The sequence below is a fragment of the Vibrio tapetis subsp. tapetis genome, assembly GCF_900233005.1.
Classification (GTDB): Bacteria; Pseudomonadota; Gammaproteobacteria; order Enterobacterales; family Vibrionaceae; genus Vibrio; species Vibrio tapetis.
The window spans coordinates 783,618-809,063 of the sequence record NZ_LT960611.1 but is presented as its reverse complement, the minus strand read 5'-3'; the positions used below and the strand labels follow the sequence as shown (position 1 = coordinate 809,063).

At 44.3% G+C, this 25,446-nt stretch carries 13 protein-coding genes; 8 read left to right on the top strand and 5 right to left on the bottom strand.

Translation table 11 applies throughout. From position 1 onward, the window contains the following. Nucleotides 1–3: 3 nt before the first annotated feature. From prpF to queC, 7 genes are all read left to right on the top strand, one after another. The gene (gene prpF / locus VTAP4600_RS03645) at nucleotides 4–1,260 is read left to right on the top strand and encodes a 2-methylaconitate cis-trans isomerase PrpF (RefSeq protein ID WP_102521549.1); all 1,257 of its coding nucleotides are present in this window, start codon (nucleotides 4–6) and stop codon (nucleotides 1,258–1,260) included. Between the two features lie 29 nt (nucleotides 1,261–1,289). Next, on the top strand, nucleotides 1,290–3,170 hold the full coding sequence (locus tag VTAP4600_RS03640; protein WP_102521548.1) for a propionyl-CoA synthetase: 1,881 nt from the start codon (nucleotides 1,290–1,292) through the stop codon (nucleotides 3,168–3,170). Nucleotides 3,171–3,358: 188 nt separating this feature from the next. Continuing rightward, nucleotides 3,359–3,838 carry a GNAT family N-acetyltransferase gene (locus VTAP4600_RS03635; RefSeq protein WP_102521547.1) on the top strand — a complete coding sequence of 160 codons (480 nt, stop codon included), beginning with the start codon at nucleotides 3,359–3,361 and terminating at the stop codon, nucleotides 3,836–3,838. 90 nt (nucleotides 3,839–3,928) lie between these two features. After that, complete coding sequence (locus VTAP4600_RS03630) at nucleotides 3,929–5,386, top strand: bifunctional NUDIX hydrolase/phosphatase PAP2 family protein (RefSeq protein ID WP_172443060.1); 1,458 nt, start codon at nucleotides 3,929–3,931, stop codon at nucleotides 5,384–5,386. A gap of 4 nt (nucleotides 5,387–5,390) precedes the next feature. After that, entirely contained in the window at nucleotides 5,391–5,933 is a 543-nt protein-coding gene (locus VTAP4600_RS03625; RefSeq protein ID WP_231897858.1) for a GNAT family N-acetyltransferase, read from the top strand. Between the two features lie 137 nt (nucleotides 5,934–6,070). Continuing rightward, entirely contained in the window at nucleotides 6,071–6,721 is a 651-nt protein-coding gene (gene queE, locus VTAP4600_RS03620; RefSeq protein ID WP_102523886.1) for a 7-carboxy-7-deazaguanine synthase QueE, read from the top strand. Between the two features lie 9 nt (nucleotides 6,722–6,730). Then, nucleotides 6,731–7,423 carry a 7-cyano-7-deazaguanine synthase QueC gene (queC, locus tag VTAP4600_RS03615; RefSeq protein ID WP_102521544.1) on the top strand — a complete coding sequence of 231 codons (693 nt, stop codon included), beginning with the start codon at nucleotides 6,731–6,733 and terminating at the stop codon, nucleotides 7,421–7,423. On the opposite strand, the gene VTAP4600_RS03610 is transcribed toward queC, so the two are convergent. The 5 genes from VTAP4600_RS03610 to VTAP4600_RS03590 all read right to left on the bottom strand — a co-directional run bounded on the left by VTAP4600_RS03610 (nucleotide 7,386) and on the right by VTAP4600_RS03590 (nucleotide 13,218). Beyond that, a complete protein-coding gene (locus tag VTAP4600_RS03610) occupies nucleotides 7,386–9,347 on the bottom strand; it encodes a tetratricopeptide repeat-containing diguanylate cyclase (protein WP_102521543.1) in 1,962 nt (653 codons plus the stop codon). The genes queC and VTAP4600_RS03610 overlap by 38 nt on opposite strands. A gap of 266 nt (nucleotides 9,348–9,613) precedes the next feature. After that, nucleotides 9,614–9,964 (bottom strand): DUF2750 domain-containing protein, encoded by a 351-nt coding sequence (locus VTAP4600_RS03605; protein ID WP_102521542.1) that lies wholly within the window; start codon nucleotides 9,962–9,964, stop codon nucleotides 9,614–9,616. Between the two features lie 79 nt (nucleotides 9,965–10,043). Beyond that, nucleotides 10,044–10,661 (bottom strand): OmpA family protein, encoded by a 618-nt coding sequence (locus tag VTAP4600_RS03600; RefSeq protein WP_102521541.1) that lies wholly within the window; start codon nucleotides 10,659–10,661, stop codon nucleotides 10,044–10,046. Nucleotides 10,662–10,669: 8 nt separating this feature from the next. Then, nucleotides 10,670–11,971, bottom strand: coding sequence for a TolC family outer membrane protein (locus VTAP4600_RS03595; RefSeq protein ID WP_102521540.1), 1,302 nt, complete (start codon nucleotides 11,969–11,971; stop codon nucleotides 10,670–10,672). 665 nt (nucleotides 11,972–12,636) lie between these two features. Further along, nucleotides 12,637–13,218, bottom strand: a complete 582-nt coding sequence (locus VTAP4600_RS03590) for an OmpA family protein (RefSeq protein WP_102523885.1) — start codon at nucleotides 13,216–13,218, stop codon at nucleotides 12,637–12,639. Nucleotides 13,219–13,907: 689 nt separating this feature from the next. Between VTAP4600_RS03590 and VTAP4600_RS03585 the strand changes: the two genes are divergently transcribed. Next, nucleotides 13,908–25,328: a VCBS domain-containing protein gene (locus VTAP4600_RS03585; protein WP_172443059.1), complete on the top strand. Its 11,421-nt coding sequence runs from the start codon at nucleotides 13,908–13,910 to the stop codon at nucleotides 25,326–25,328. Nucleotides 25,329–25,446: the final 118 nt, after the last annotated feature.

The following is a 25,446-nucleotide window of genomic DNA, read 5'->3' as shown; positions in this document are numbered from 1 at the left end:
CCAATGACCGATTTAGCCAACCAATCTGTAGGTGTTAGCCCTTTGTTTTCTTCCGTTCCGAGCCAAATTAGGGTTCCAGCAACGTATATGCGGGGAGGCACCAGTAAAGGTGTGTTCTTTAGCTTAGCGGACTTGCCAATTGAGGCACAAAAAGCAGGACAAGCGAGGGACAATTTATTACTTCGAGTTATTGGCAGCCCAGATCCCTATGGTAAGCAAATTGACGGAATGGGCTCCGCGACATCAAGCACCAGTAAAACGGTGATCGTCTCTAAAAGCACGTCTGAACAGCACGATGTAGATTATCTTTTTGGGCAAGTGTCTATCGACAAGCCGTTTGTGGATTGGAGCGGAAACTGCGGAAATTTGTCTGCGGCGGTTGGCCCATTTGCTATTCATAGTGGTCTGATTGATGCAGACAAGCTACCTAAAAATGGCCTTGTGACAGTACGGGTTTGGCAAGTGAATATTGAAAAAACCATTTTGGTGCATGTGCCAATCGTTAATGGTTTTGTCCAAGAAACTGGCGAGTTTGAACTCGATGGGGTGACGTTTCCTGCGGCCGAAATCCAAGTGGACTTTGTCGATCCGGCTGATAGCAAGGGGTCGATGTTTCCGACCGGTAATCTCGTTGATGACTTGGAAGTTCCTGACGTAGGCGTGCTCAATGTGACGATGATAAACGCCGGTATTCCCACTATTTTCTTAGATGCAAGCTCGATTAGCTACTTAGGTACAGAGTTGCAAGAAGACATCAACAACGATGAAAAAGCGTTGGCGATGTTTGAGGCTATTCGAGCCCATGGAGCGGTAAAAATGGGCTTGATCTCCCATGTAGATGAAGCCGTAACCAGACAGCACACGCCAAAAGTGGCGTTTGTTTCTAAACCGAAAAGCTATTCTTCCTCAAGTGGAAAAAGGGTAGAAGCAAACAGCATTGATGTGCTCGTAAGAGCCTTGTCGATGGGGAAGCTGCACCATGCAATGATGGGAACCGCCGCTGTTGCGATTGCGTCGGCAGCTTGTGTTCCAGGCACATTAGTTAATTTGGCTGCAGGTGGCGGCGAAAAAGAGTCGGTCACTTTTGGTCATCCATCCGGCACGTTGAAGGTTGGCGCTAATGCCAGCCAAAGCAGTGCGGGTTGGAAAGTTGAAAAAGCAATCATGAGCCGCAGCGCTCGAGTGATTATGGAAGGATGGGTTCGAGTACCTGTCGACACATGTGAGCCTAATAGTGTTGAAAAGGGCACTGGTTTATAGGCTGTGGCATACATTCAAGGAGTGGCATTATGTCTACCTATGAGCAAGAGTACCAACTTTCAGTTAGTGAGCCAGAGAAGTTTTGGACCAAGCAAGCCCAAGCGATTGACTGGTTCACGTTTCCAAAAACCATCTTGGAAAATGATGATAACGGCATTGAACGCTGGTTTGTCGATGGTGAGCTTAATACCTGTTGGCTCGCATTAGATTACCACGTGGAACAAGGACGTGGAGATCACGTCGCGCTGATTTACGATTCCCCCGTCACCCATACTAAAAAACGTTATACCTATCAGCAATTGCAGCAGCAAGTTGCCAAAACAGCAGGCATGTTAGCCAATCAAGGCGTGGTAAAAGGCGATCGTGTTGTTATCTATATGCCAATGATCCCTGAAGCAGCGATGGCAATGCTGGCGTGTGCAAGGCTAGGGGCAATTCACTCCGTTGTATTTGGCGGCTTTGCTCCTAATGAATTGGCCGTTCGTCTTGAAGATGCCGAGCCGAAAGTGGTGATGACAGCTTCTTGTGGTATCGAAGTTAATAAAGTGCTCCCTTACAAACCCTTAGTTGACCGCGCCATTTTAGACAGCCGATGGAAACCAGAATCAGTATTGGTTTGGCAAAGAAAAGAGTGCCTAGCCGAGCTTAACCAGTCACGTGACTTGGATTGGGTGCAAGCACAGCAATTTGCGATGCCTCATGATTGTGTGCCGGTAAAAGCAACGGATCCTCTCTATATTTTGTACACCAGCGGCACAACAGGTAAGCCCAAAGGTGTGGTTCGTGACAATGGCGGCCATGCAGTAGCGATGAAGTATTCCATGAGTGCGATATATAATATCGATCAAAATGGTGTCTTTTGGGCCGCTTCTGACGTTGGCTGGGTGGTTGGTCATTCATACATCGTCTATGCACCGCTTATACATGGTTGTACTACGGTGCTGTTTGAGGGCAAGCCAGTAAGAACGCCAGATCCCGGTGCGTTTTGGCGTGTGTGTCAAGAGTATAAGGTTGATGCGCTGTTTTCTGCTCCAACCGCGTTTCGGGCGATTAAGAAAGAAGACCCAGATGGTCAGCTGCTTAACGACTATGACCTTTCCGCTCTAAAAACCATTTTCATGGCAGGAGAACGACTCGACCCGCCAACCCTAGAATGGGTCGAACAACACACCAAAAAGCCGGTTATCGACCACTGGTGGCAGACTGAAACCGGGTGGGCCATCGCAGGAAACCCAACCGGCATTGAAATGATGAAGATCAAAGCAGGGTCGGCAACCAAGCCAATTCCGGGCTATCAAGTGGAAGTGTTGGATGAATTAGGCGAGGTTGTAACGGCTAATCAGCAAGGTTTTGTGGCACTGAAAAGGCCCTTGCCACCAAGCTGTTTGCCGACAGTTTGGCGGAATCACGACAGGTTCGAGTCTGGCTATTTAGGGCAATTCCCGGGCTATTATGTTTCTGGAGATGGTGGTTATTTCGATGATGATGGTTATCTATTCATTATGGGACGCATAGACGACGTGATAAACGTTGCGGGTCACCGTCTATCTACCGGAGAAATGGAAGAAATTGTAGGAGGGCACCCAGCAATTGCGGAATGTGCTGTGGTTGGCGTCCACGATGAACTAAAAGGCCAAATGCCTTTGGGCTTAGTGGTGTTGAAAGACGGGATGAAAATCGATGGGCTTGAACTAGAAACAGAGTTGGTAGGAAAAGTCAGGACAGAAATTGGCGCAGTCGCTTGTTTTAAACATGCTTTGGTTGTTGAGCGGTTGCCTAAGACACGTTCCGGTAAAATACTGCGTCGAGTGATTCGTCAGATTGCCGATGGTGAAAGCTATACAATACCGTCGACCATTGATGATCCCGCCAGTTTAACAGAGCTAGAAAAAGTGCTACATACCGATTAACTGGGGTGTTTATTTAACTGAAAGGCTCTGTTGTTCGTTGGCAGAGCCTTTTTTGTGCTGACAAGTTAAAAGTCGTGTTGCGAGAGAAAACACGTTTTCTACCTGACTTGTCAGATCAATTCGCTATTATCTATGCAAAGTTGCTTCTGATCTTTATTATAGAGGCAAAATAAATAACAAAGATATTTATGCATTCTTATACGATCCGCGCAGCAAGTTTTGCTGACCTGCCTAAGTTAAATCAAATGATGTATCAATTGCATGAGCATCATCACTTAGCCTCACCTGATCTATTCAAAACACCAGAAGAAGTCGAAGAAGAGAAAAGCATTGCCAGCTATTTAGATAACCCGGAATGTTTTGTTTATGTGGCTATTGATGAATGCGACCATTGTGTCGGGTTTATTTCGGGTCATTTTTGCGAACTAATTTCTCCTATCGTCAAGTCGATGCTAATGGGGAGCATTGATGAAGTTTATGTCGACGTTGAACATAGAAACAGCGGTGTTGCGATTCAGTTGTTCAACCGATTGGAAGTATCCCTTAAAGAGTGTGGAGTTCAGCAACTTTTCGTGGAAGTTTGGCAGTTTAATCAAACCGCAGTGAATTTTTACAATAAATCTGGTTTTGAGCATCATATTCATTGGATGCGAAAATCAATTACGTAGTATGTTTATAAAAAACCAATGAGGCACACTCTTACCAAAAGAAGGTGTTTCGATTTTGTGTGCTTAATTAAGCACGGATAGGGAGTGGATGTGTTGTTACGCTGTATTTCAACTGTGTTGTTGAGCTTTGTTTTTGGATTGTATTCTCAATTGGCGTTGGCTGATTCCCCGGCAGAGCTTAAAGGGGCTTTATGCCTGATTAAAAGCGATCAAGAGCAAATTGTATTAGTGCGTGAAACCATTACCAATAAATTGTCACTACCTGGTGGTACGATAGAATCGGGCGAAGAGCCAAGTTTGGCGGCTCAGAGAGAAACATGGGAAGAGACCGGGTTAGTTGTAACCGTTGGAAAACAATTGGGTTACTCGGGTAAGGCCGTAGTATTTGATTGTGTATCAGACTCTGACGTTATTGCTTTCCATTATGTGAACGATCAACATCAACACATTATGCCTGCGTGGTTTGCACCTCATTACGGGATAGAAGTGAATCAAGTATTACTTGCTTACCTTGAAGGAATTCAGCCTGCAGATTATCGCTTTCCAGCCCAAGTAGCCGATATTTTGAAGTTGGCTTCAAGGGCTACTGAACACAACATTACCTTTATCGAGCAAGCTTCTCAGGCGGCGCCGACTATTCATCAATCTGAGCTACCCTATATTCAGTCGTTGCAACAAAACATTGCCAACTTGCCAGACCAAATTAGAACCGTATTGCACCAGTTTTTCCTAGTCGCGGATGCGATTGCAAGCCCAGTGTTGCTGATTTTAGCTCTAGTTTTTGCTTATCTACACTATGGTAGAAATTTTGCTGCTAAGTTGGTATTTGCGGTGACCTGCGTTTCTTTACTCGGCCTTGTCGCTCAAATTGGCCTAGCTCTACCACGCCCATTTGTTTACATCCCAGAACTGCAGTTAGCTCAGCATTTTGGCTTTGGAATGCCAAGTGTGTCCTCAGCACTGATGGTGTCTGTGCTTGGTATGCTCTACATCCAGTTAGAAAAAGTCTCTGGCGAGCATGCGGCGCGGCGTTATCTTTCAGTGATGTTTACCCTACCAGTGTTACAAGGATTTGCTGCCATTTATTTAGGAAGTTCATTTTTCAGTGATGTGATTGCCGGTTTTGTTTTGGGTGGCTTGATCGTGTGGCACTTTGACCGCTTAGAAAGAAAGATTGGCAGTAAGCTAGATGATATTCTGACGGGTGCCCCTTTATGGTGGATAGCGGTACTGGTGGTGACGGCGTTGGGCTTGGTATGGCCTCGTCCAGAGTTCTCATATTGGCTTTCAATTGTTATCTCTTTGGCCGCAGTTTTTACCTTCTTAAGACCTAGAAGAGAGTATTTAAACTTATCAAATAGACAAGTTATTGTGGGGATGTCGGTTATTTTCCTTATCAATATGCTGTTTAGTATGCTGAGCCCTCAATTTGACTCAAGCTCTATGTCATCTCTTATCTTACAGGCTACGCATTATGCTGTTTTGATTTTGGCGTTTGCAATAGGTGTGGTTGTGTTTGAAAAAAAATCCCAAACCACAATAGACTAAGATAATGCAGAATAAATACAATTCAGAGACACTAGGACTTATGCCTTTACCCTATTCCATTTATAAAGCATCTAAGAATGACTTAGATGCTGTTGCAAAGATAGAACACGCATTATTTGGTCATCATGGGTACCCAGCGTTTTTTTTCAGACAAGCCTTTGATTGCTGGGGAAGTGGTTTTTATGTGGTGAAAAGTGATGTAGAGAAAAGTCGCGCTGATGAAGATCACTTATCTATCACTGTTGAACAAAATGAGGTCCTTGGCTATTTACTCCTCGCGCCGTCTGACGAAGGTGTTCATAAAAAAGCATGGATATTGTCAGTGGGTGTGTCTGAGAGTGCGCAAGGGAAAGGAGTAGGCCAAGCGTTACTTAAACATGCGTGTGAGCAATCAGCGCAATACCAGCAAGTGTTCTTAACTGTTGATCCTGACAATATCGGTGCATGCAAGCTATACGAGAGCCTAGGTTTTGAGCTTTCCCACCTTGAACAAAATTATTTTGAAGCAGAAGATTCACGTTTGGTGATGGTATTCAATAATCATTAAACTCAGTCGACTTGCCGATTTCTCTCGTGGCAAGTCGGTTATCGAGCTGGCAAACTCAGGTTTTCAGCGTATAATTCCCCACCCAATATTTGAATTGAAAGTATACCGTTTTGACTACTCGCTACAAAATTAACGAAATGTTTGAAACCATACAGGGTGAGGGCTCGTTTACCGGAGTTCCGTCTGTTTTTGTCCGTTTACAAGAATGCCCGGTTGGTTGTGCTTGGTGCGACACTAAGCAAACTTGGACAGCAGAACCTCAAGACGAAGTCCCGCTCGGCGATATCATGCTTAAAACGGCTGATACCCCAACATGGTGCAGTGTCAGTGGGCAAGACATTGTTAGTGAGTATCAACGTCAAGGTTATACCGCGACTAATATTGTGATCACTGGTGGTGAGCCTTGTGTCTATGACCTAATTGACCTATGCGAAGCATTTGAAGCCATTGGCTGTCAATGTCAGTTAGAGACCAGTGGCACATATGAAGTTAAAGTGACCACTACAACATGGGTTACGGTGTCACCTAAAGTTGCAATGAAGGGTAAGTTACCTGTTTTGATTTCTGCTCTTGAAAGAGCTGACGAAATCAAACATCCAGTCGGTACCGTTAAAGATATTGAGCAGTTGGATGAGTTAATTGCGTCAGCAAACCTGGACTCAAACACGTCAATCGCATTGCAACCTATTAGCCAGAAGCCACGAGCAACTCAGTTGTGCATTGATACTTGCATTGCTCGTAACTGGCGTTTGTCGATTCAAACTCACAAATATTTAGATATCGCTTAAGGGAACATCATGAAAAAAGCTGTTGTTGTATTCAGTGGCGGGCAAGACTCCACGACGTGTTTAGTTCAAGCTCTTAAAGAGTATGATGAAGTTCATGCGATTACGTTTGATTATGGCCAGCGCCACAAACTAGAAATCGAAGTGGCACAGTCTCTGGCGATCGAGCTGGGCGTAAAAGCGCATAAAGTGATGGATGTTAGCTTGTTAAACGAACTGGCAGTAAGCTCGTTGACTCGCGACGATATTCCTGTTTCTCATGAGCTGCAAGAAAATGGTTTGCCTAATTCTTTTGTGCCTGGCCGGAATATTTTGTTTTTGACTCTGGCAGGTATATACGCGTATCAAATTGGCGCGCAGAGTGTCATTACGGGCGTGTGTGAAACGGATTTTTCAGGTTATCCAGACTGCCGTGATGAGTTTGTTAAAGCAATGAACACCGCGCTTGTGCAAGGAATGGATCGTCCATTTGATATTCTAACACCGCTGATGTGGCTCAATAAGGCTGAAACATGGGCTATGGCCGATCAATATCAGTCATTATCGTTGGTGCGTGATAAAACACTGACCTGCTACAACGGTATTATTGGCGACGGTTGTGGTGATTGCCCTTCTTGCGATTTAAGAAAGGCAGGTCTTGAAGATTACTTGAATGACCGAGAATCCATTATGCAAGCGTTGGTCGAGAAGCAGCGTAGGGCATAACATCGACAGGGTCGTGATAGGCATCAATAACGCAGTCACGACCATTTTGTTTCGCTTGGTATAGTGCCTGATCCAGTATTGAATATAATACATCAAACTCTGCCAGATCCTCTGATGTCGCTAAGAATGAGAAACTGGCTGACAAATGAATAGGCACTTCATCGTCAGAGAAAAGAGGTTGGCTCGAAATAGCCATTCGTAACATTTCTACTCTATTGCGCACGTCAGATTCCGCCACACCAGTTAACAACACGATAAACTCTTCACCACCAAGACGGCCGATAAATTCGTTCTTATTTAGATGTAAATTGATGCTTTGCGCAACATGCTTTAAGGCTCGGTCACCAGTAGGGTGGCCGTACGAATCGTTGATCAGCTTGAACTTGTCTAAATCGAATAGCACTAACACGTGTTTTTTATCTGGGCTTCCTATGGGACCTTGCGCCCGTATGTTAGCTACCGCCCCCATTCTGCTTAACGTATGAGTTAATGCGTCGTGTTCGGCGAGACGACGTACTTTTTTATTCGCGTAGATCATAGCGGTAATCATTAATCCGAGCAGAGCAATGAATAAACCATAGGCTAGGTTTTGTTGTTGCAAATTGTCTAACTCTAGTTTCTGAGACGTGTTTTTCAGAACAAGTTTTGAGTTTTCAAGTTCTTCTACTAATCTAGATTTACTGAGGTCAAGTGCTTCAAAAGCATTGCGATTGTCGATGGTATGCTTGTTGACTTCGAGTTTATGAAATTGCTTATAATATTTTAATGCAAGCTTGGGTTGGGCGTTTAATTCAAACAACTCAGAAAGCTGACGTAGTGCTTTAGATTCATAGATATAGAGAGCATCGTTCTGTGCATATTCTAGAGCTGTTTGGGCATATTCAATGGCTACATTGTTGATGTTCTGTGCTTGGTAAGCCTGACTAAGATACAGCGTGATTTTTATTTTCATCGCTCGGTTATTTTGTTCTGATGCCATATCTAAAGCCTGATGTAGATATGCATTACTCAGATCATGATTCCCATACTTTGTATGTAGCTTTCCTAAACCAATATAGGCCAGAGCGATTCCGTATTGGTGGTCGACTTGTTTTAATAGGGCAAGAGATTGGTCATAGTGTTCAAGAGAAGTATCGTAGTTGCCCATTTCATAATATAGGTTTGCGAGGCTATGCAATACTTGAGCGACGGCGAGCGGTAGAGTGTTGCCATGGCGTCGTTGGTCATAGGCGAGCGTTAAGTACTTTAATGCTTGTTCGTATTCGCCCATATCGGTAAGTAAATTGCCTACGTCGTTATAGATGCCAGAGTTATCGTGGTATGACTTTGCTTGATCGATCACTTGAAAGTAGTCATTAAGCGCTAACTCGTAGTTACCTAAATAATCATGATTATTTGCAGTTAAGCGATATAGGTGACGTAGAGGAATGAATGGGTCGTCCATTTGCTCTAGATGAGATCTCGCCGAATTGCAGTAAAACTTTGCACTATGGTGTTCTCCCATACGGCTTAAAAGCCGACATAATTGGTACTCTATAACGGTTCGGGCGTTGTAATCGTGGTTGGCTTTTGTTTGGTTTAATAGGTTTCGTAATTTGGCATAGGACGACTGATTTTGGTTGTTTTGTTCATCGTTAAGCGCTGCGATTAGATTCGATTGGAATCTATCGTAGCTGGAAGCGGTATCTTTGGTTACCCCAAAATAGGGTTGTCCACGTACACTCAGAAATCGGTGAATTAACGTTGATATGTATAGTCGTTCTCCTCCGTTAGGGAGCGCTATATATCTTTCTTGCAGCATGGCTAATGTTGCATTGTCATTGCCTTGAGTTCCCAGAAGCTTATCCCAGCTATCTCGATCAAATGCGTAAACGGATTGACTCATTATGACGGCTAGAATTAATACCGTTAGTTTGGATTTCATTGATATGCTCGCACTTGAATAATAAGTGGCTATGTTACGTGCTGATATTCAAATGCAAAGGGCATTTGTCACTAATTGAATTATATATATTTTATTAACAAAATTAATATGAAATTGGTGAAGTGGGTGGTGAAATTGGATGCAACAAAAGCAACTGCATAAGATAAGCTTGACGGGTAATCATGGTCTGCAAACTAGAAGTTCTTGAATGAAGATCTATGTTAAATATAAAAAAGCGGCATGTTATGCCGCTTCTTGAGTCATGGTTATAGGTAAAGCTTCGCCAGCTCGCCTGGTTCGATTTCTTTACCTTGAAGTTCAGCATTCCAGTTGCTACCAACCAGTACACCGTCTTCAGAAAGTGTGATTAACCAATCTTCAACAAAAATGTCTAATGGGATTTCCAGTACTTCAAAATCAGCCCATTCTTCAACATTATGAGCCGCTGCGTCTTCTTTTGAAGACCAAAATGGCATGACTTCGCTGTTTTCAAACTCAGTTGAGTCACAAGCTAACCAACCTTCATCGTTTCGAAGGCCCCAAACAAGTTTGTTCTGCTTAGTTTCTGTAACGAATAATTCAAGGTTTGCTTGAAGATCACCGGTTAATTTAGTCATTTTTGAATTCCATAGATGTAAGACGGCGCTAGAGTATCACTTTATTACAATACTTGAAATGTTTAGCGTTGTTTGAATGCTACTTCGCTATTGTCGTAAATATGGTCCACTCTTTGGCGACTTCGCCATGGAAGCCAACAACGGTTGCTACAACTCGACGGTTGAGGGCGTGAGTGGTATCCGTATTGCCTTCAGCTGCAGTTATGGTGTCTCCAAAACCTACAGTCTTTATACGTGTGTGACTTACACCATAGCTAATAAGTGCTTTGCGTACATTGGTTGCTCTTTGCTTTGATAGCGCCAAATTGTGTTCCGCGTTGCCTGTTTTACTGGCAAAACCTTGCAACTCAATGGATGTGTCAGGGTAAGCGGTAAGAAATTCGGCCATGGTTCTTACTTGAGTGATAAAAAGTGGTGATATTTCCGTCGAGTTATTAGCAAATAGAACCTTTAGTTGCTTTTTCTCCGTGGCTTCGTAGTAGGTCTCGCACCCATTATTGTCTATCTCAGCTCCGGCGGGGGTGTTTTTGCACAGATCTCTGGCGTTAATTACTCCGTCGAGATCTTGATCGGCTAGGTCCGCGATTTGATTTGAAACGGGCGTTTCCAAATAATCGTATTGCTCATCAATATTGTTTGACGCAGCACTCGCAGTGCTACCTACAACAATGGAAAGTAGTATTAATAGGTGTTTCATAAGACTCTCTAGTAATTTTGGCTCTTGGTCCATTCTTCAGGGATATCGACACGAAGTGCATCGAGCAGATTACCGCTGGCGTTCATCACACGGTATTTAGCTAGCTGTTCTGCGTAATTGGCATCAACATAGGCTTTACGTGCTTCGAAAAGTTCGTTTTCAGTGTTAAGTAAATCGAGTAATGTTCGTTTGCCAATTCGATACTGTTTTTCGTAAGCAATTACTGTATTGGAGGCAGAGTCTACATGGTCTTCTAGGAATTCTTTTTGTTGAAGTGTAAGATCCAAAGCGCTCCAGGAGAGTTGCAAGCTTTCTTGAATATTTCGATGAGTTCTGTCGCGTAAGTCTTTCGCTTTATTTAGCTGGTAAGCCGCTCGCTCCGAGTTTGCTTCATCACTACCACCGTTATAGAGGTTGTATCGAACTCGCAGCATAGCGCTGGTTTCATTACTGCTACCTTCTAGACCTCCCGCATCATCTCGCCAAGTTTGAGCAGCTTCAAAAGACAAAGTAGGGTAGTTAACCCCTTTGGTTTGCTCATATTGAAATCTTGCAGCATCGACGTCTGCACTCGCTACTTTGATAACAGGATGAATAGAATAAGCGCTTACCAATGCTTGCTGAAAGGTTAGCGGTAAAGCGGTGACATCGGCTCGTGGGAAGACTAAACCTTGCGGTCTTTGTCCTACAAGCCTCGTAAACTGGGTGTGGGTATCAAATAAATTGTTTTGCGCGGCTAAAAGATTACCGTGAGCTTTAGCAAGACGAGCTTCTACTTGAGATACATCTGCAGTTGACCCAATGCCCGATTCGGCCCTGCGTTTTATGTCGTTGTAGATTTTTTTATGGACGGCAAGGTTGCTTTCAGACAGCTTAAGTATTTCGTTCGCTTTTACAGCGTCTAAATAAATGCTAGCAACAGCCAAGGCTTTATCTTGAGCATTGGCAATCAATTGAAAGCGCATTGATTCGGTTTCCGCTGCGGTTCGATCAATATTATTCAGTGTCGATGAGCCATCCCAAATTAACTGGTTTAAAGACAATGTAGCGTCTTTTCTATTAAGGTTTGTCCGGCTATTTGATACGGAATCGACACTTTCGAACCCCACACCTGCGTCTAGGTTGATTTTTGGTCGATATGCCCCTGTCGCTGACTCATTATCTTTTTGATAACTCATATAGTCATTAAAGGCACTTTTGATCTCAGGGTTTGTTGCCAAAGTTATTGCAATAGCTTGCTCTAATGTTTGAGCATGAGCCGATATAGATCCGCCTATAAATACTGCAATAGCGCACAATCGGATATTCATTGCAGCAATTCCCCAGTGATAAATTCTAAATTATTGCGTATATATTAGCGTAATATGGTTCTCATTTCTGAGACTATTGTGAAGAGTGTGGATTATTGACGGTGTGATATTTGCTTGATTGAAAATGATAGGAAATACCACATCAGCGATTTTATCGATTGCGTTCAAATTCTTTGCGGTACTATTCTAACTTGCTGATAATAGTAGTTAAAAAATAAGATTCGTAACTATATTGATGGTGGTGTGTTTTAATTGGTGTTTATCGATTTATCCAATATGCATCAGGGTGTGCTTTAGTGAGTATTGAAACGAAGACAAGTGATTTTGATACTGTGAGGTCAATTCCAAATATAAGATCATATGAATGCAGGGGCGTAATGCCGGACACAGTAAAGTAGTAAATGATTTTTTTAGAGTCTCTAATGTGCCGTATTATCAAATTAGGTTATGAAGCTGGGTTTGATAACAAGCCGTAAAAAACCGCATGAACGCGGTTTTTTATATCGGTTTTCAAGTACCACTTAGGTCAGGGTTAACACAAGCTTTCGCTTACAGAAGCTATCCATTAACCAAACAGCCTGAAAATAAATGATAAGCAAAAATCATGCATCAAGTGAGGTTTAGAAAGAGCAAAGTGAGATAACCACGGCCTTGCTTATTTGGAATTATTTCTTCCGTACAGTAAATATAGTCCACTCTTTAACTACATCACCTTTGAAGCCGACGACGGATGCGGTTACTCGTCTATTCATCGCTTGGTTAGCTTTGCTGTCTCCCTCTACTGCTAGAACCGAGTCACCAAAGCCGACGGTTTTAATTCTTGTGTGGCTCACACCGTAACCAATTAGGGCGCGTCTTACATTTTGAGCTCGTGTTTTGGATAGCTCTAAGTTATGTGCTGCATTACCCGTTCGACTTGCAAACCCTTGAAGTTCGATTTTTGTTTCTGGATAGATATCCAAAAATTCAGCCATGGTTCTTATTTGTGTTAAGAATATTGGTGATATCTCAGTTTCATTGTTACCGAACAAAACTTTGAGCTGCTTTTGTTCTCTGTTTTCGTAGTATTCTTCGCATCCTTCGTTGTTAACTAATGCAGTACGTGGTGTTCCGCTACAGAGGTCACGGGCATTAATCACTCCATCATAATCGTCGTCTGTTAGGTCTGCTTTTTGATTTGCAACAGGCGTTTCTATGTATGTCGTTTCTTGTGCGAGCGAATGATGCGATGTCAGAAGCGCAAGCATGGCACACAAAACTATCCTTCGGGGGTTAATACTAAATTCATCCATTTTTTTGTTCCTTGTGGAATTTGACCGCTTTAATTATTTTTTAAAGCGTCCCTGTCGCATTCATTATTCGATACATTATCAATTGCCCAACTAGACGTCGGTTTTAAAGATCGATGCACATCTTCTAGTCTTGTGTATTTATACATTAATTGCAAATTGTTGGTTTTTATCTGTAGGGATGATTAGGATTATTTGCGACCCATAGGGCAAATAAAATCAAAGGGATAATTTGTTTGTTACTTTCCATTAGGCAGTCTAGGCTCTATTGTTAGGCCTCATCTTCCGTCGAGTAGTCAATCTACATCAGTGCACTTTCGAGTTTATCGTCTCATTATTGTTAATTTGCCCTTATTATTGACACAAATATCAACTAAATCCTCCGATTCTTACTTTTGATATAGATCCTCACCCTTTAATACATATACTTACAATTTAACGTTGACAAGTTGTTACGCTATGATGGTTTAGAAAGAGTTGGCATGTATTGAAGCCATGCTTGTGTTATTCCATCACCGTAACAAACTCCTGCATATGAACGCGTAGCTAATTTGTTTAAATAATAATAGAGCGCTTTATGCTGGTGTTGCGCTGTAAAGAAGTGCCAATGTTAACTCTGTTTGTTGTATTTTATGGAGTTGCAAAGTATGAGTTCTATTCGTTCGCTTTTAAATTTGGGCGCTACAGGACCTGGTCGAATCATCATCCTAGATGCTAGCGGGAATACTAAACTTGTTGACCTAGATTATATTTTGCTTCCGGGAGAGCTAGTGTTAACTTCTGGGGATTCTCCCGTTTGGTTAAATGATACCGATGTGCTTCCCGGCGGGTTGATTGATGAAGAGAGCGAACTAGACGCTCTTAAAGTTGATGATGAAATAGGCCAAATTTTCGCAGCATTGGAGGCGGGAGATGATCCGACTCTAGCAGAGGAATTCGCACCTGCTGCTGGGGATGGTCCACAAGGGTCAAGCATTGGAGGGGTTGGAGAGATAGAGCGAACGGGTGCTCAAGTTCTTGCAAGTACCTTTTTTGAGACTGATGGAGTGCAAACGCAGGGGTTATCCGAAACTCAAAGTGTTGCGCTATTGAATGCGTTACGTTCTGCGGTCAATACAAACCTTCTTCCTAGTGCGTTAGCCTCTTCAGAAAGAGTGCTCGAAGACAATGTGATTTCTGGAAACATTATTGCATCAGACCTAGATTTACCATCAGGCAGCAGCTTGACGTTTACCACTACGTCGACAGCCACTGGGTTAACGTTTAATTCTGATGGAACCTATAGTTTTGATGCCTCTAGCTACGACAGTTTGTCGGAAGGTGAAGAGCTAGACATCGTTGCGCCTGTTACCGTTACCGATGAAGTAGGCGGGACAGACACCACAACATTAACCATTACTGTCACTGGGACAAATGACGATCCGGTCGCCGTATCAAAAACTGATGCAGTGACTGAAGACGCCAGCATATCGGGTCAACTAACAGCAACGGACGTTGATTTACCTTCTGGTAGCTCGCTGAGTTTTACCACCACCAGTACGGCTACAGGGTTAACGCTCAATTCTGATGGATCCTATACATTTGATGCGTCTAGTTACGACAGTCTATCCAAAGACGAAACATTAGATATCGTCGTTCCTGTGACGGTTACCGATGAAGTTGGCGGGACAGACACCACAACGTTGATGATTACCATCACAGGCACAAACGACGATCCGGTCGCTAACATCGCCACCGCTGATGTGCTTGAAGATTCGAATTTAACGGGTGTTGTTACAGCATCGGATGTTGATCTGCCATCAGACAGAAGCTTGACGTTTACAACTACATCGACGGCCACAGGATTAACTTTTAACTCTGATGGAACCTATAGTTTTGATGCCTCTAGCTACGACAGTTTATCCAAAGATGAAACACTAGATATCATCGTACCTGTGACGGTTACCGATGAAGTTGGCGGGACAGACACCACAACACTGACCATTACTGTCACTGGGACAAATGACGATCCGGTTGCCGTATCAAAAATTGATGCGGTGACTGAAGACGCCAGCATATCGGGTCAACTAACAGCAACGGACGTTGATTTACCTTCTGGTAGCTCGCTGAGTTTTACCACCACCAGTACGGCTACAGGGTTAACGCTCAATTCTGATGGAACCTATACATTTGATGCGTCTAGTTACGATAGTTTATCCAAAGACGAAACACTAGATATCGTCGTACCTGTGACGGTTACCGATGAAGTGGGTGGGACAGACACCACAACATTGACCATTACCATTACTGGCACAAACGACGATCCGGTCGCTAACATCGCCACCGCTGATGTGCTTGAAGATTCGAATTTAACGGGTGTTGTTACGGCATCGGATGTTGATCTGCCATCAGACAGAAGCTTGACGTTTACAACTACATCGACAGCCACAGGATTAACGTTTAACTCTGATGGAACATACAGTTTTGATGCGTCTAGTTACGACAGCTTATCCAAAGGCGAAACGCTAGATATCGTCGTACCTGTGACGGTTACCGATGAAGTAGGCGGGACAGACACCACAACGTTGACGATTACCATTACGGGCACAAACGACGATCCGGTCGCTACCATCGCCGCCACTGATGTGCTTGAAGATTCGAATTTAACGGGGGTTGTTACGGCATCGGATGTTGATCTGCCATCAAGCAGTAACCTCACGTTCTCAACGACATCGACAGCCACAGGGTTAACGTTCAACTCTGATGGAACCTACAGTTTTGATGCGTCTAGCTACGACAGTTTATCCAAAGGCGAAACGCTAGATATCGTCGTACCTGTGACGGTTACTGATGTGCTTGAAGATTCGAATTTAACGGGTGTTGTCACGGCATCGGATGTTGATCTGCCATCAAGCAGTAACCTCATGTTCTCAACGACATCGACAGCCACAGGGTTAACGTTTAATTCTGATGGAACTTATAGTTTTGATGCGTCTAGCTACGACAGCCTATCCAAAGGCGAAACGCTAGATATCGTCGTGCCTGTGACGGTTACTGATGAAGTCGGCGGGACAGACACCACAACGTTGACGATTACCGTCACAGGCACAAACGACGATCCGGTCGCTAACATCGCCGCCACTGATGTGCTTGAAGATTCGAATTTAACGGGTGTTGATCTGCCATCAAACAGTAACCTCACGTTCTCAACGACATCGACAGCCACAGGGTTAACGTTTAACTCTGATGGAAGCTATAGTTTTGATGCTTCTAGCTACGACAGCTTATCCAAAGACGAAACGCTAGATATCGTCGTGCCTGTGACGGTTACCGATGAAGTTGGTGGGACAGACACTACAACATTGACCATTACCATTACGGGCACAAACGACGATCCGGTCGCTAACATCGCCACCGCTGATGTGCTTGAAGATTCGAATTTAACAGGTGTTGTTACGGCATCGGATGTTGATCTGCCATCAAGTAGTGATCTTACGTTTTCAACCACATCGACGGCCACAGGGTTAACGTTTAACTCTGATGGAAGCTATACTTTTGATGCGTCTAGTTACGACAGTTTATCTAAAGACGAAACGCTAGATATCGTCGTGCCTGTTACTGTCACCGATGAAGCTGGCGGGACAGACACCACAACGCTGACCATTACCATTACAGGTACGAATGACGATCCTGTGGCAAACATTGCCACTGCCGGTGTACTTGAAGACGCGATTTTAAATAGTGTTGTAACCGCGTCGGATGTCGATTTGCCATCGGGTAGTAATCTAACGTTTACGACAACGTCGACAGCCACGGGATTAACGTTTAACTCTGATGGCTCATATACATTTGACGCGTCTAGCTACGACAGTTTATCTAAAAACGAGAAGTTGGATATTATTGTACCTGTTACCGTCACTGATGAATCTGGTGGTACTGATACGACATTATTAACCATCACAATAACAGGTACCAACGATGACCCGGTCGCGGTCGCTAAAGTTGATGCAGTTGTTGAAGATAATATGATCGCGGGTCATGTCACGGCGAGTGATGTAGATCTTCCAGTAGGCAATTCACTTAGCTTTACAACAACTAGTACAGCTGCTGGGCTGACACTTAATACGGATGGCAGCTACATATTTGATGCAAGTAGTTACGACTTTCTTTCTGAAAACGAAATACTTGAAGTCGTTGTCCCTGTAACAGTGACCGATGAGGCCGGTGGCACAGATACAACAACATTGACTATTACTGTGACGGGTACGAACGATTCCGCGACGGTTTCTTCCGTGAGTAAAGTACTCGCTGAAACCGATGTAGCGCTCACCTCTACAGGCACATTAACCAGCGTCGATGTTGATAACCCAGATAACACCTTTACGCCTGCAACGGTTTCAGGGCCTATTGGCACTCTAACTTTGTTATCGAATGGTAATTGGTCTTTTCTTGCTAACAGCGCGTTTGATTCAATGCAAGTTGGAGATGAAGTCCGACACACTTTCAATATCACCTCTATAGATGGTACGCCAAGCTCGGTTGAAATCATTATTCAGGGTACCAACGATGCTCCGGTTATCAATTCGGCAGTCGGTGTAACGGGCTCGCTTGAAGAGGACACCCCGAGTTATCAAACGACAGGAACCTTAGTTGCGAGCGATCCTGACCACGATGTGTCATCTGATATGACGTGGACGAATGTCACCACTGGAACTCCGACTTACGGTAGTTTTTCTTTGGATGCGAATGGCAAGTGGACTTATGTCCTGAATAATAACGATACCGTTGTACAGTCATTGTCAGAAGGCCAATTTGTAACAGATACCTTTACGATTCAAGTCAGTGATGGAGATTTAACCGATACTCAAGTTGTTACGGTCACTATTAAGGGTGACAACGATACCCCCGTTATTACCTCTGGTGTGACATCGGGAGCGACTGTCGAAGACGTGACGACTGTGGCAACGGGTCAGTTAGTGTTTGATGATATTGATTTGTTAGACACCCTGTCTTGGTCTGTGAATGGTGGCGGAACAGGTACCTATGGAGACCTGTCTATCGACCCAAATGGGTTGTGGACTTATACCCTAGTGAGCACCCGCGTGGATTCGTTACATCAAGGTGAACTTGTGAGTGAATCATTTACCGTTCGCTTAAGTGATAACCATGGTGGGTTTGTTGAACAGGTCATTAATCTAACCGTTACAGGAACGAATGATCTGCCAACGGTTACAGGCGACGTCGTTGGGGTGGTTGAGGAAGATACGACTTTATCAGTTGATGGAACCATAGTCGCATCGGATGCTGATGTTCCTGACTCCGTCACGATGACTTTGACAAGCGCTACTGATACGCCTTACGGCTTGTTTTCATTTAACCCATTGACAGGAAAGTGGGTATATACCTTAGATAACGCAGAAGCTCAAAAGCTAGCAGAAAATGAAACGGTTACAGAAATATTTAACATCAAAGTTGCAGACACCTACGGTGGTATTACTAATCAAAGCGTTACGATTACCATTAAGGGTGATAATGACCAACCGACTATTTCCGGCGACTCATCGGGTAACGTCAAAGAAGATACTACCTATACTGCTACTGGCACTTTAGCAGTAGCGGATGTCGATGTTATTGATGATCACTCGTGGTCGGTGAGTGGTGGAGGCGTTGGTAATTTTGGTAGCTTGTCTATCGATGCGAATGGTGAATGGACATATAACCTGAACAACGGCAGTAATCGTGTCCAGCGGATTGGTGAAGGCGACACCAAAAAAGATTTTTTCACTATTATTGTCGACGATGGGAAAGGTGGTACTGATACTCAGCTAATAAGTATCACAATTACAGGGACAAACGATGCGCCTAGGTTAGGGGGTTCCCGAAGAGGGGATGTGACTGAAGATGGCACACTGAGTATAACCAAACAGCTTTATCACGGAGATAAAGATGTAGGAGATACTCACACTTGGACAGTGGTGTCTTCGCCTGCCTCAAGCTTGGGAACATTTGTATTATCGGCGACAGGAAAATGGACGTTTACGTTAAACAATGGCGCAGCCCAACATCTGGATGCTGGTGACAAAGTGATTGAATCGTATCAAGTGAAGGTTGAAGACCAGGAAGGAGCATCAAAAACGAAAACGGTCAAAGTTTCTATTTTTGGTGCCAATGACATACCAACATTGGAAGGCGACTTGACGGGGGATGCTACTGAAGATATTGGCTTGATTGTAACTGGGATATTAACTGATGGTGATGTAGATGCGGACGATACTCATGTATATGAAGCTCTAAATCCTTCAGGCCGATATGGAGAGCTCGTGTTGACCCCTGCGGGTAATTGGACATACACATTAGACAATACAAAAGCTCAAGTTCAAGCTTTGGCTGATAGTGAAACACTTACCGAGACTTTCCGGGTGACCGTAGAAGACAGTCACGGAGCGAAAACTGAAAAGAATATCGTGGTGACGATAAACGGTAATAATGATGACCCGACTATCACAGGCCCCAACTCGGGAACGGTTATAGAAGCGGTTTCTGGTCAACAAGAAACCAGCGGTAAATTGGTTGCATTGGACGTTGATACAACGGATTCCCATAGCTGGAAGGTTCAAACCGGAACAGGCCTTGCGGGATCGTTATTAGGTACGTATGGCACATTAAGTATTGATGAAACGACTGGGATGTGGACTTATACGCTTGACTCTACAAAAACAGAAACCGTTGCGCTAGATGCTGGTGAAGTCGTGAATGATCCGTTCACGATAGAAGTCTCAGATGGAAATGGCGGAACAGACACTCAAGTCATCACTATTAATGTTGTCGGTACCAATACTTCCCCGCTGATTGTTGGCGATGAAACCGGCACCATTACCGAACTTGTCGGCACAGGAGTCGACAATAAAGTGATTGGCCAGTTAGATTCAGGTGATCCTGATGGGTCTGACAGCCATGATTGGTTGATCGTTGAGCCAACCGGCACGTACGGAACCATGTCAATAGATGCGAATGGCAAGTGGACATTTGTGTTAAATGATGCGGCTTCTTCTGTAAATGGCTTAGATAGCGGCGATATTGTTACTGATACGTTTACGGTTCAAGTAAGTGACAGCTTTGGGCAAGTCAGTACCGCACAAGTTGAAGTGACGATCACCGGAACAAACGATGCGCCGACTCTCGTAGGCTCGAATGTTACAGGTACTATCACTGAAGATGGTGCGACATCTGTATCTGGAAAACTAAAATCCGGCGACCCAGATGTACATGATACATCGAATTGGAGCATAGATGATGCCACTGGTGTTTACGGTAGTCTCACCATCAACTCTGCCGGTGTTTGGACATATTCTGTAACCGATATGAATGCGCCTGCAATCCAAGCTTTATCGCCCACCACCTCCATTACAGAAACTTTTTCTGTAACGGTGACAGACTCAGCAGGGTTAACCGCGTCGAAAAATGTTGTAGTGACGATTCAAGGGACGAATGATAAGCCAACATTAGGCGGTGATACTACAGCGACATTCGAAGAGGATGTTACCGCTAGCCCATTGTCAGGCACAATTACATCAGTAGATATCGACACTGATGTGGCGAGTGGAACCGATACAGACGCCGAAGACACAGTTAAATTTATCAGTGCGACGATAACGGGCAACTTAGGCACTTTGACTATTAATGATGCTGGCGTGTGGTCGTATGTAGTCGATAACAATTCAGAGAACGTACAAGGCTTGCGCGAAGGAGACACCCACACAGAAGTATTTAACGTTCATGCGTTTGATGAGTTTGGTGGAGTGGTGAATCAACCTCTGACTATCACAATTCAAGGGACTAATGATTTACCCATCGTTTTAGGTGAGGATACTGGCCGGGTAGCGAAAGACAGCACATGGGAAACGACCCAAGGCATGGTTTACGCGACCGATGTTGATGTACTTGATACGGTTAGTGAGTGGAGTGTCTCGCCAGTCGATGGATCTTATGGCCAATTGACCATAGATTCTAATGGCATTTGGACATTTGTACTGGACGATTCTAAACCTGCAACGAGTGGCCTTGTCGCAGGGGATTCAGCAACAGACACCTTTTATGTGACTGCCAAAGATACGGCTGGCGGTGTTTCAGCTACGTATCCAGTGGTGATCACAGTGTTGGGTGCAGACGATGGCACAGGCCCTGGAGGCGGTGGGACACCAAACGATCAACCGTCGGTGACCGGACAAATCTCAGGGGCGGTTACCGAGGATGCGCTAACAGCAGAATCGGGTCAGTTGTTAGTTGATGATAACGATAGTGGTGATAGTCATACCTGGTCTTTATCAGCAGATACAGATGGCGATAACATCGTTCAAGGCTTATACGGACACCTTGAATTAAACCCTATCACTGGTCGTTGGGATTACATTCTGGATAATAACAACGCAACCGTTCAAGCTCTTGATCATGGCGAAACATTGCAAGACACTTTTTCTGTTGAGGTGAAGGATTCATCAGGAGAGGCTAACGATACCGGTACGCAAACCATCACCATTGATATTAAAGGTACCGCGGACGACGTCGAAATCTCTGATCCAGTTGTTGAGACCGTGAACGTCACGGAAGACACTGATATTTCAAAATCGGGCACATTAGTGGCACCCGCAGAGTTAGGCGATCCTGCTTGGCATTTGGCGTCGGGGGCTGGTGATTATGGAACACTGACGTTAAATGAGGCTGGTGATTGGACGTACAATTTAAATAGCTCGATTCCTGCCGTTGATCGACTAAATGTGGGTGAATCATTAACCGAGATATTTGAAGTTGTTGTGGATGAGTTTGGTAAAACAACCGTCGATAGTAACGGTGATCCCGTTAAAATGCAGATCAACGTCGTCGTTAATGGTTCGAATGATGGGCCTAACATTACTGGCGAATTGGCCGCTACCATCAGCAATACAGATGATGATAGTCAAATAGTGGGCAATTTGAATGATGGTGACGTTGATGTAACAGATACCCATACCTGGAGCCTACCAGATGAAACGACGGCTAACGAACAAGATGGAACGTACGGTAAGCTGATTCTAGATCCTGTAACAGGGCAATATCGCTACGAGCTAGATAAAAGCATCGACGCGGTTAAGAATCTAGGCGAAACCGAGACACTCACAGACATATTCAATGTCAAAGTGGTCGATGCACTGGGGTTAGAGTCTGTTAAGCCTGTAACCATTACGATAGCTGGGTCGAACCTTGAGCCAGTTATTACTGGCGATCTAACCGGAGATTCAGTTGAGGATACCGCGATCGTTACAACAGGCAGCTTAGTCGCCGTTGAATCTAATACGGATGACACTGCAAGCTTCATCGCCAAAACAGCCAGTGGTGGTAATGCACTTCAAGGCACATATGGCCAGTTTGAAATAACGAGTGACGGTGATTGGACATACAGTTTATACAACACGCAGCCACATGTGCAGGAGTTATCACCGAGTGACATTGTAACGGAAAGCTTTATTGTCACAGCGGTGGACAGCTTTGGTGTTACCACTCGAGAAACCGTGACCATTGAAATAAAGGGCACAAATGATCGACCAGAAGTATCCGGCGACTCTACGGGGGTTGTTTCAGAAACCCAAACCCTGACGGCGACTGGAAACTTAGTAACTAGCGATCTCGATGAAAGTGACAGTCACAGCTATAGCGTGACTACTTCGGCCAGTTACGGCGCCTTGGTTGTTAATCCGACAACAGGTGTGTGGATTTACACGATTGACAGCGATAACGCGACGGTAAATAGCCTAGCGAAAGGTTCGAGCATTACGGATACCGCAATAATTACAGTGATGGATGCCTTTGGGGGAACGGACACAATTTCGGTTGATATTACTATCAATGGCGAGAATGATGCTCCTGAAATATCGGGTAATCTTACTGCAGATGCCAATGAAGATACAAATACCATGCTAACGGGTCAATTGGAAACTGGCGACCCAGACGTTCTTCAAACGGCAGATACTCATACATGGACACTGCTAAGCAATACTTCACCATATGGCGATATGTCGATTGATCAAAATGGTAAGTGGAGCTTTAACCTTACAAATACTCATAGCGATATCCAAGCGCTTGGTAATGGTGAATCGATTGACATTACCTACCAAGTGAAAGTCACCGATCAACACAACGTTAGCCATACTCAAGATGTGACGATTACCGTTAACGGTACCAACGATCTTCCTACTATAACGGGGCCAACAACGGGAAGCGTCGTTGAAGATGGAACCGCTACTCAACAAGGTGATTTGGATTTCACTGATATTGATGTAAATGACAGCCACACCTGGGGTGTTCAAGGGGGCGGCGCAGGTACTTATGGGAGTTTAACCGTTGATGCTAATGGTCAGTGGATCTATACCTTGGCAAACTCATCCGCTGCAGTACAAGGCTTAGCGCAAGGTCAAACGGAACAAGATACGTTTACAGTCACCTTGTTTGATGGCACAGATACCGTGACAAAAGAGGTAACGATAGACGTTTCGGGCTCGAATGATCTTCCTTCTATTTCTGGAGATACTTCAACGTCGACGACTCAAGATGCTGCGGCTCACGTTGGTGGTTCACTAAGCGCCGTTGATACGGATACAAACGATACCCACACATGGACGCTCGTTGGAAGTGCTGAAGGCCAATATGGACATTTTGTTCTTAATCAATTAACGGGTAATTGGGAGTATCAAATAGACAATACTCTTTCAGGTAGTGATGCTCTAGGGCAAGGTGAAACAGATAGTGAGTTATTTGTTGTTCAGGTATCTGATTCTAGCGGTGCAACTAAGAATCAAACAGTCTCTATCGAAGTAACAGGACGAAACGATGCACCACAAATAACAAGTGTAATAGCGACGGGTAATGCGATTGTTGGTTATACAACACAAGCCTTAGGTAGCTTCACCGCTTCTGATGCAGATAGCAATAATACCGACTTAGTTTGGTCCATTGTTGATCAAGAAGGCACGTACGGTACGTTGTCGATTGATCAAACTGGAGCTTGGACGTACAACATTGATGAATCAAAGCCGGGCGCAACATCCTTGAAAGCTGGATCATCGGGTCAGGAGATCTTTACCATTCAGGTGACGGATACTCATGGAGCCGTGACTCAAGAAACAGTAACGATAGATGTAGACGGGGCTTTCTATAATGGTGTGGTGACAACAGGCGCAGACATCCTAACGGGGACGGCCAACAATGAAGTTATGTTTGGTGATCCACTTGGTTCTTCTGCTAGCTCCCAAGACACGTTTGTATGGCTCTCAGGTTCTTTGGGGCTAGTCAATGGACTTCCTGGGCGAGATATTATCCGTGAATTTGATGCATCAAATGATAGCATTGATATTGGTGGTATCGTGTCTGTAGACTCGTTAGCAAACTTAAACGCGTTGACCAGCAGCATTTCATTAGTTGAAGCTGGCTCAAATGTTTTGTTGTCGATAAACGATGGAGCTGGCGTGATTCAAACCATTGAATTTGAATCGATGAACCTGAATACTTTGCTTGAACACCCAAATGCTTCAGCTTTGTCTAGCGCTGACCAAATCATTCGTATGCTTGGAAACGGGACGTTAAAAGTCTCTGAACACATAGGTGATGACTCAGCAAACTCTATCACAGGAACAGCAGGCTCAGATAGTTTGTATGGGCTTGAGGGAGACGACTTCCTAACGGGTGGTGAAGGGGATGATATCCTCACTGGCGGCTCAGGAAATGATATTTTCATTTGGCATCAAGATGAAACAAACTCGGTTGCCGGCCATGATGAAGTCTCTGATTTTGAGCTCGCTGGCGGTGATAAACTTGATTTTAGAGACATCCTCCCAGACGTAATTGATGGAACTGATCTAACTAATCTTCTCACCCACGTAAATGCGTCAATTGCGTCAGACAATGAGACGATTGAGCTCGTCGTGACGCCAGAAACCGGCTTAACTCAGACCATTGATGTACACGTTGGTGACGTGGGAGCTTTCGGTTTGTCAGGGGTATCGTCATCTGCTGATATCGTATCAGAGCTTTTATCTCGAGATGCATTCAAGTGGGATTGAGCCATTAAAACAAGTTGGGATGAACTATTATAACTGGTTGAATAACTAGCTTGTTTTAGAAAGATCGAAAGAGCCGTAAGGAGTATCCCCATTACGGCTCTTTTTTTATTGCCCACTT

Bases quoted from the DNA above. Each gene is read 5' to 3' on its own strand.
- prpF (WP_102521549.1), top strand. From the start codon at position 4: ATGACCGATTTAGCCAACCAATCTGTAGGTGTTAGCCCTTTGTTTTCT.
- VTAP4600_RS03640 (WP_102521548.1), top strand. From the start codon at position 1,290: ATGTCTACCTATGAGCAAGAGTACCAACTTTCAGTTAGTGAGCCAGAG.
- VTAP4600_RS03635 (WP_102521547.1), top strand. From the start codon at position 3,359: ATGCATTCTTATACGATCCGCGCAGCAAGTTTTGCTGACCTGCCTAAG.
- VTAP4600_RS03625 (WP_231897858.1), top strand. From the start codon at position 5,391: ATGCAGAATAAATACAATTCAGAGACACTAGGACTTATGCCTTTACCC.
- queE (WP_102523886.1), top strand. From the start codon at position 6,071: ATGTTTGAAACCATACAGGGTGAGGGCTCGTTTACCGGAGTTCCGTCT.
- queC (WP_102521544.1), top strand. From the start codon at position 6,731: ATGAAAAAAGCTGTTGTTGTATTCAGTGGCGGGCAAGACTCCACGACG.
- VTAP4600_RS03610 (WP_102521543.1), bottom strand. From the start codon at position 9,347: ATGAAATCCAAACTAACGGTATTAATTCTAGCCGTCATAATGAGTCAA.
- VTAP4600_RS03605 (WP_102521542.1), bottom strand. From the start codon at position 9,964: ATGACTAAATTAACCGGTGATCTTCAAGCAAACCTTGAATTATTCGTT.
- VTAP4600_RS03600 (WP_102521541.1), bottom strand. From the start codon at position 10,661: ATGAAACACCTATTAATACTACTTTCCATTGTTGTAGGTAGCACTGCG.
- VTAP4600_RS03595 (WP_102521540.1), bottom strand. From the start codon at position 11,971: ATGAATATCCGATTGTGCGCTATTGCAGTATTTATAGGCGGATCTATA.
- VTAP4600_RS03590 (WP_102523885.1), bottom strand. From the start codon at position 13,218: ATGCTTGCGCTTCTGACATCGCATCATTCGCTCGCACAAGAAACGACA.
- VTAP4600_RS03585 (WP_172443059.1), top strand. From the start codon at position 13,908: ATGAGTTCTATTCGTTCGCTTTTAAATTTGGGCGCTACAGGACCTGGT.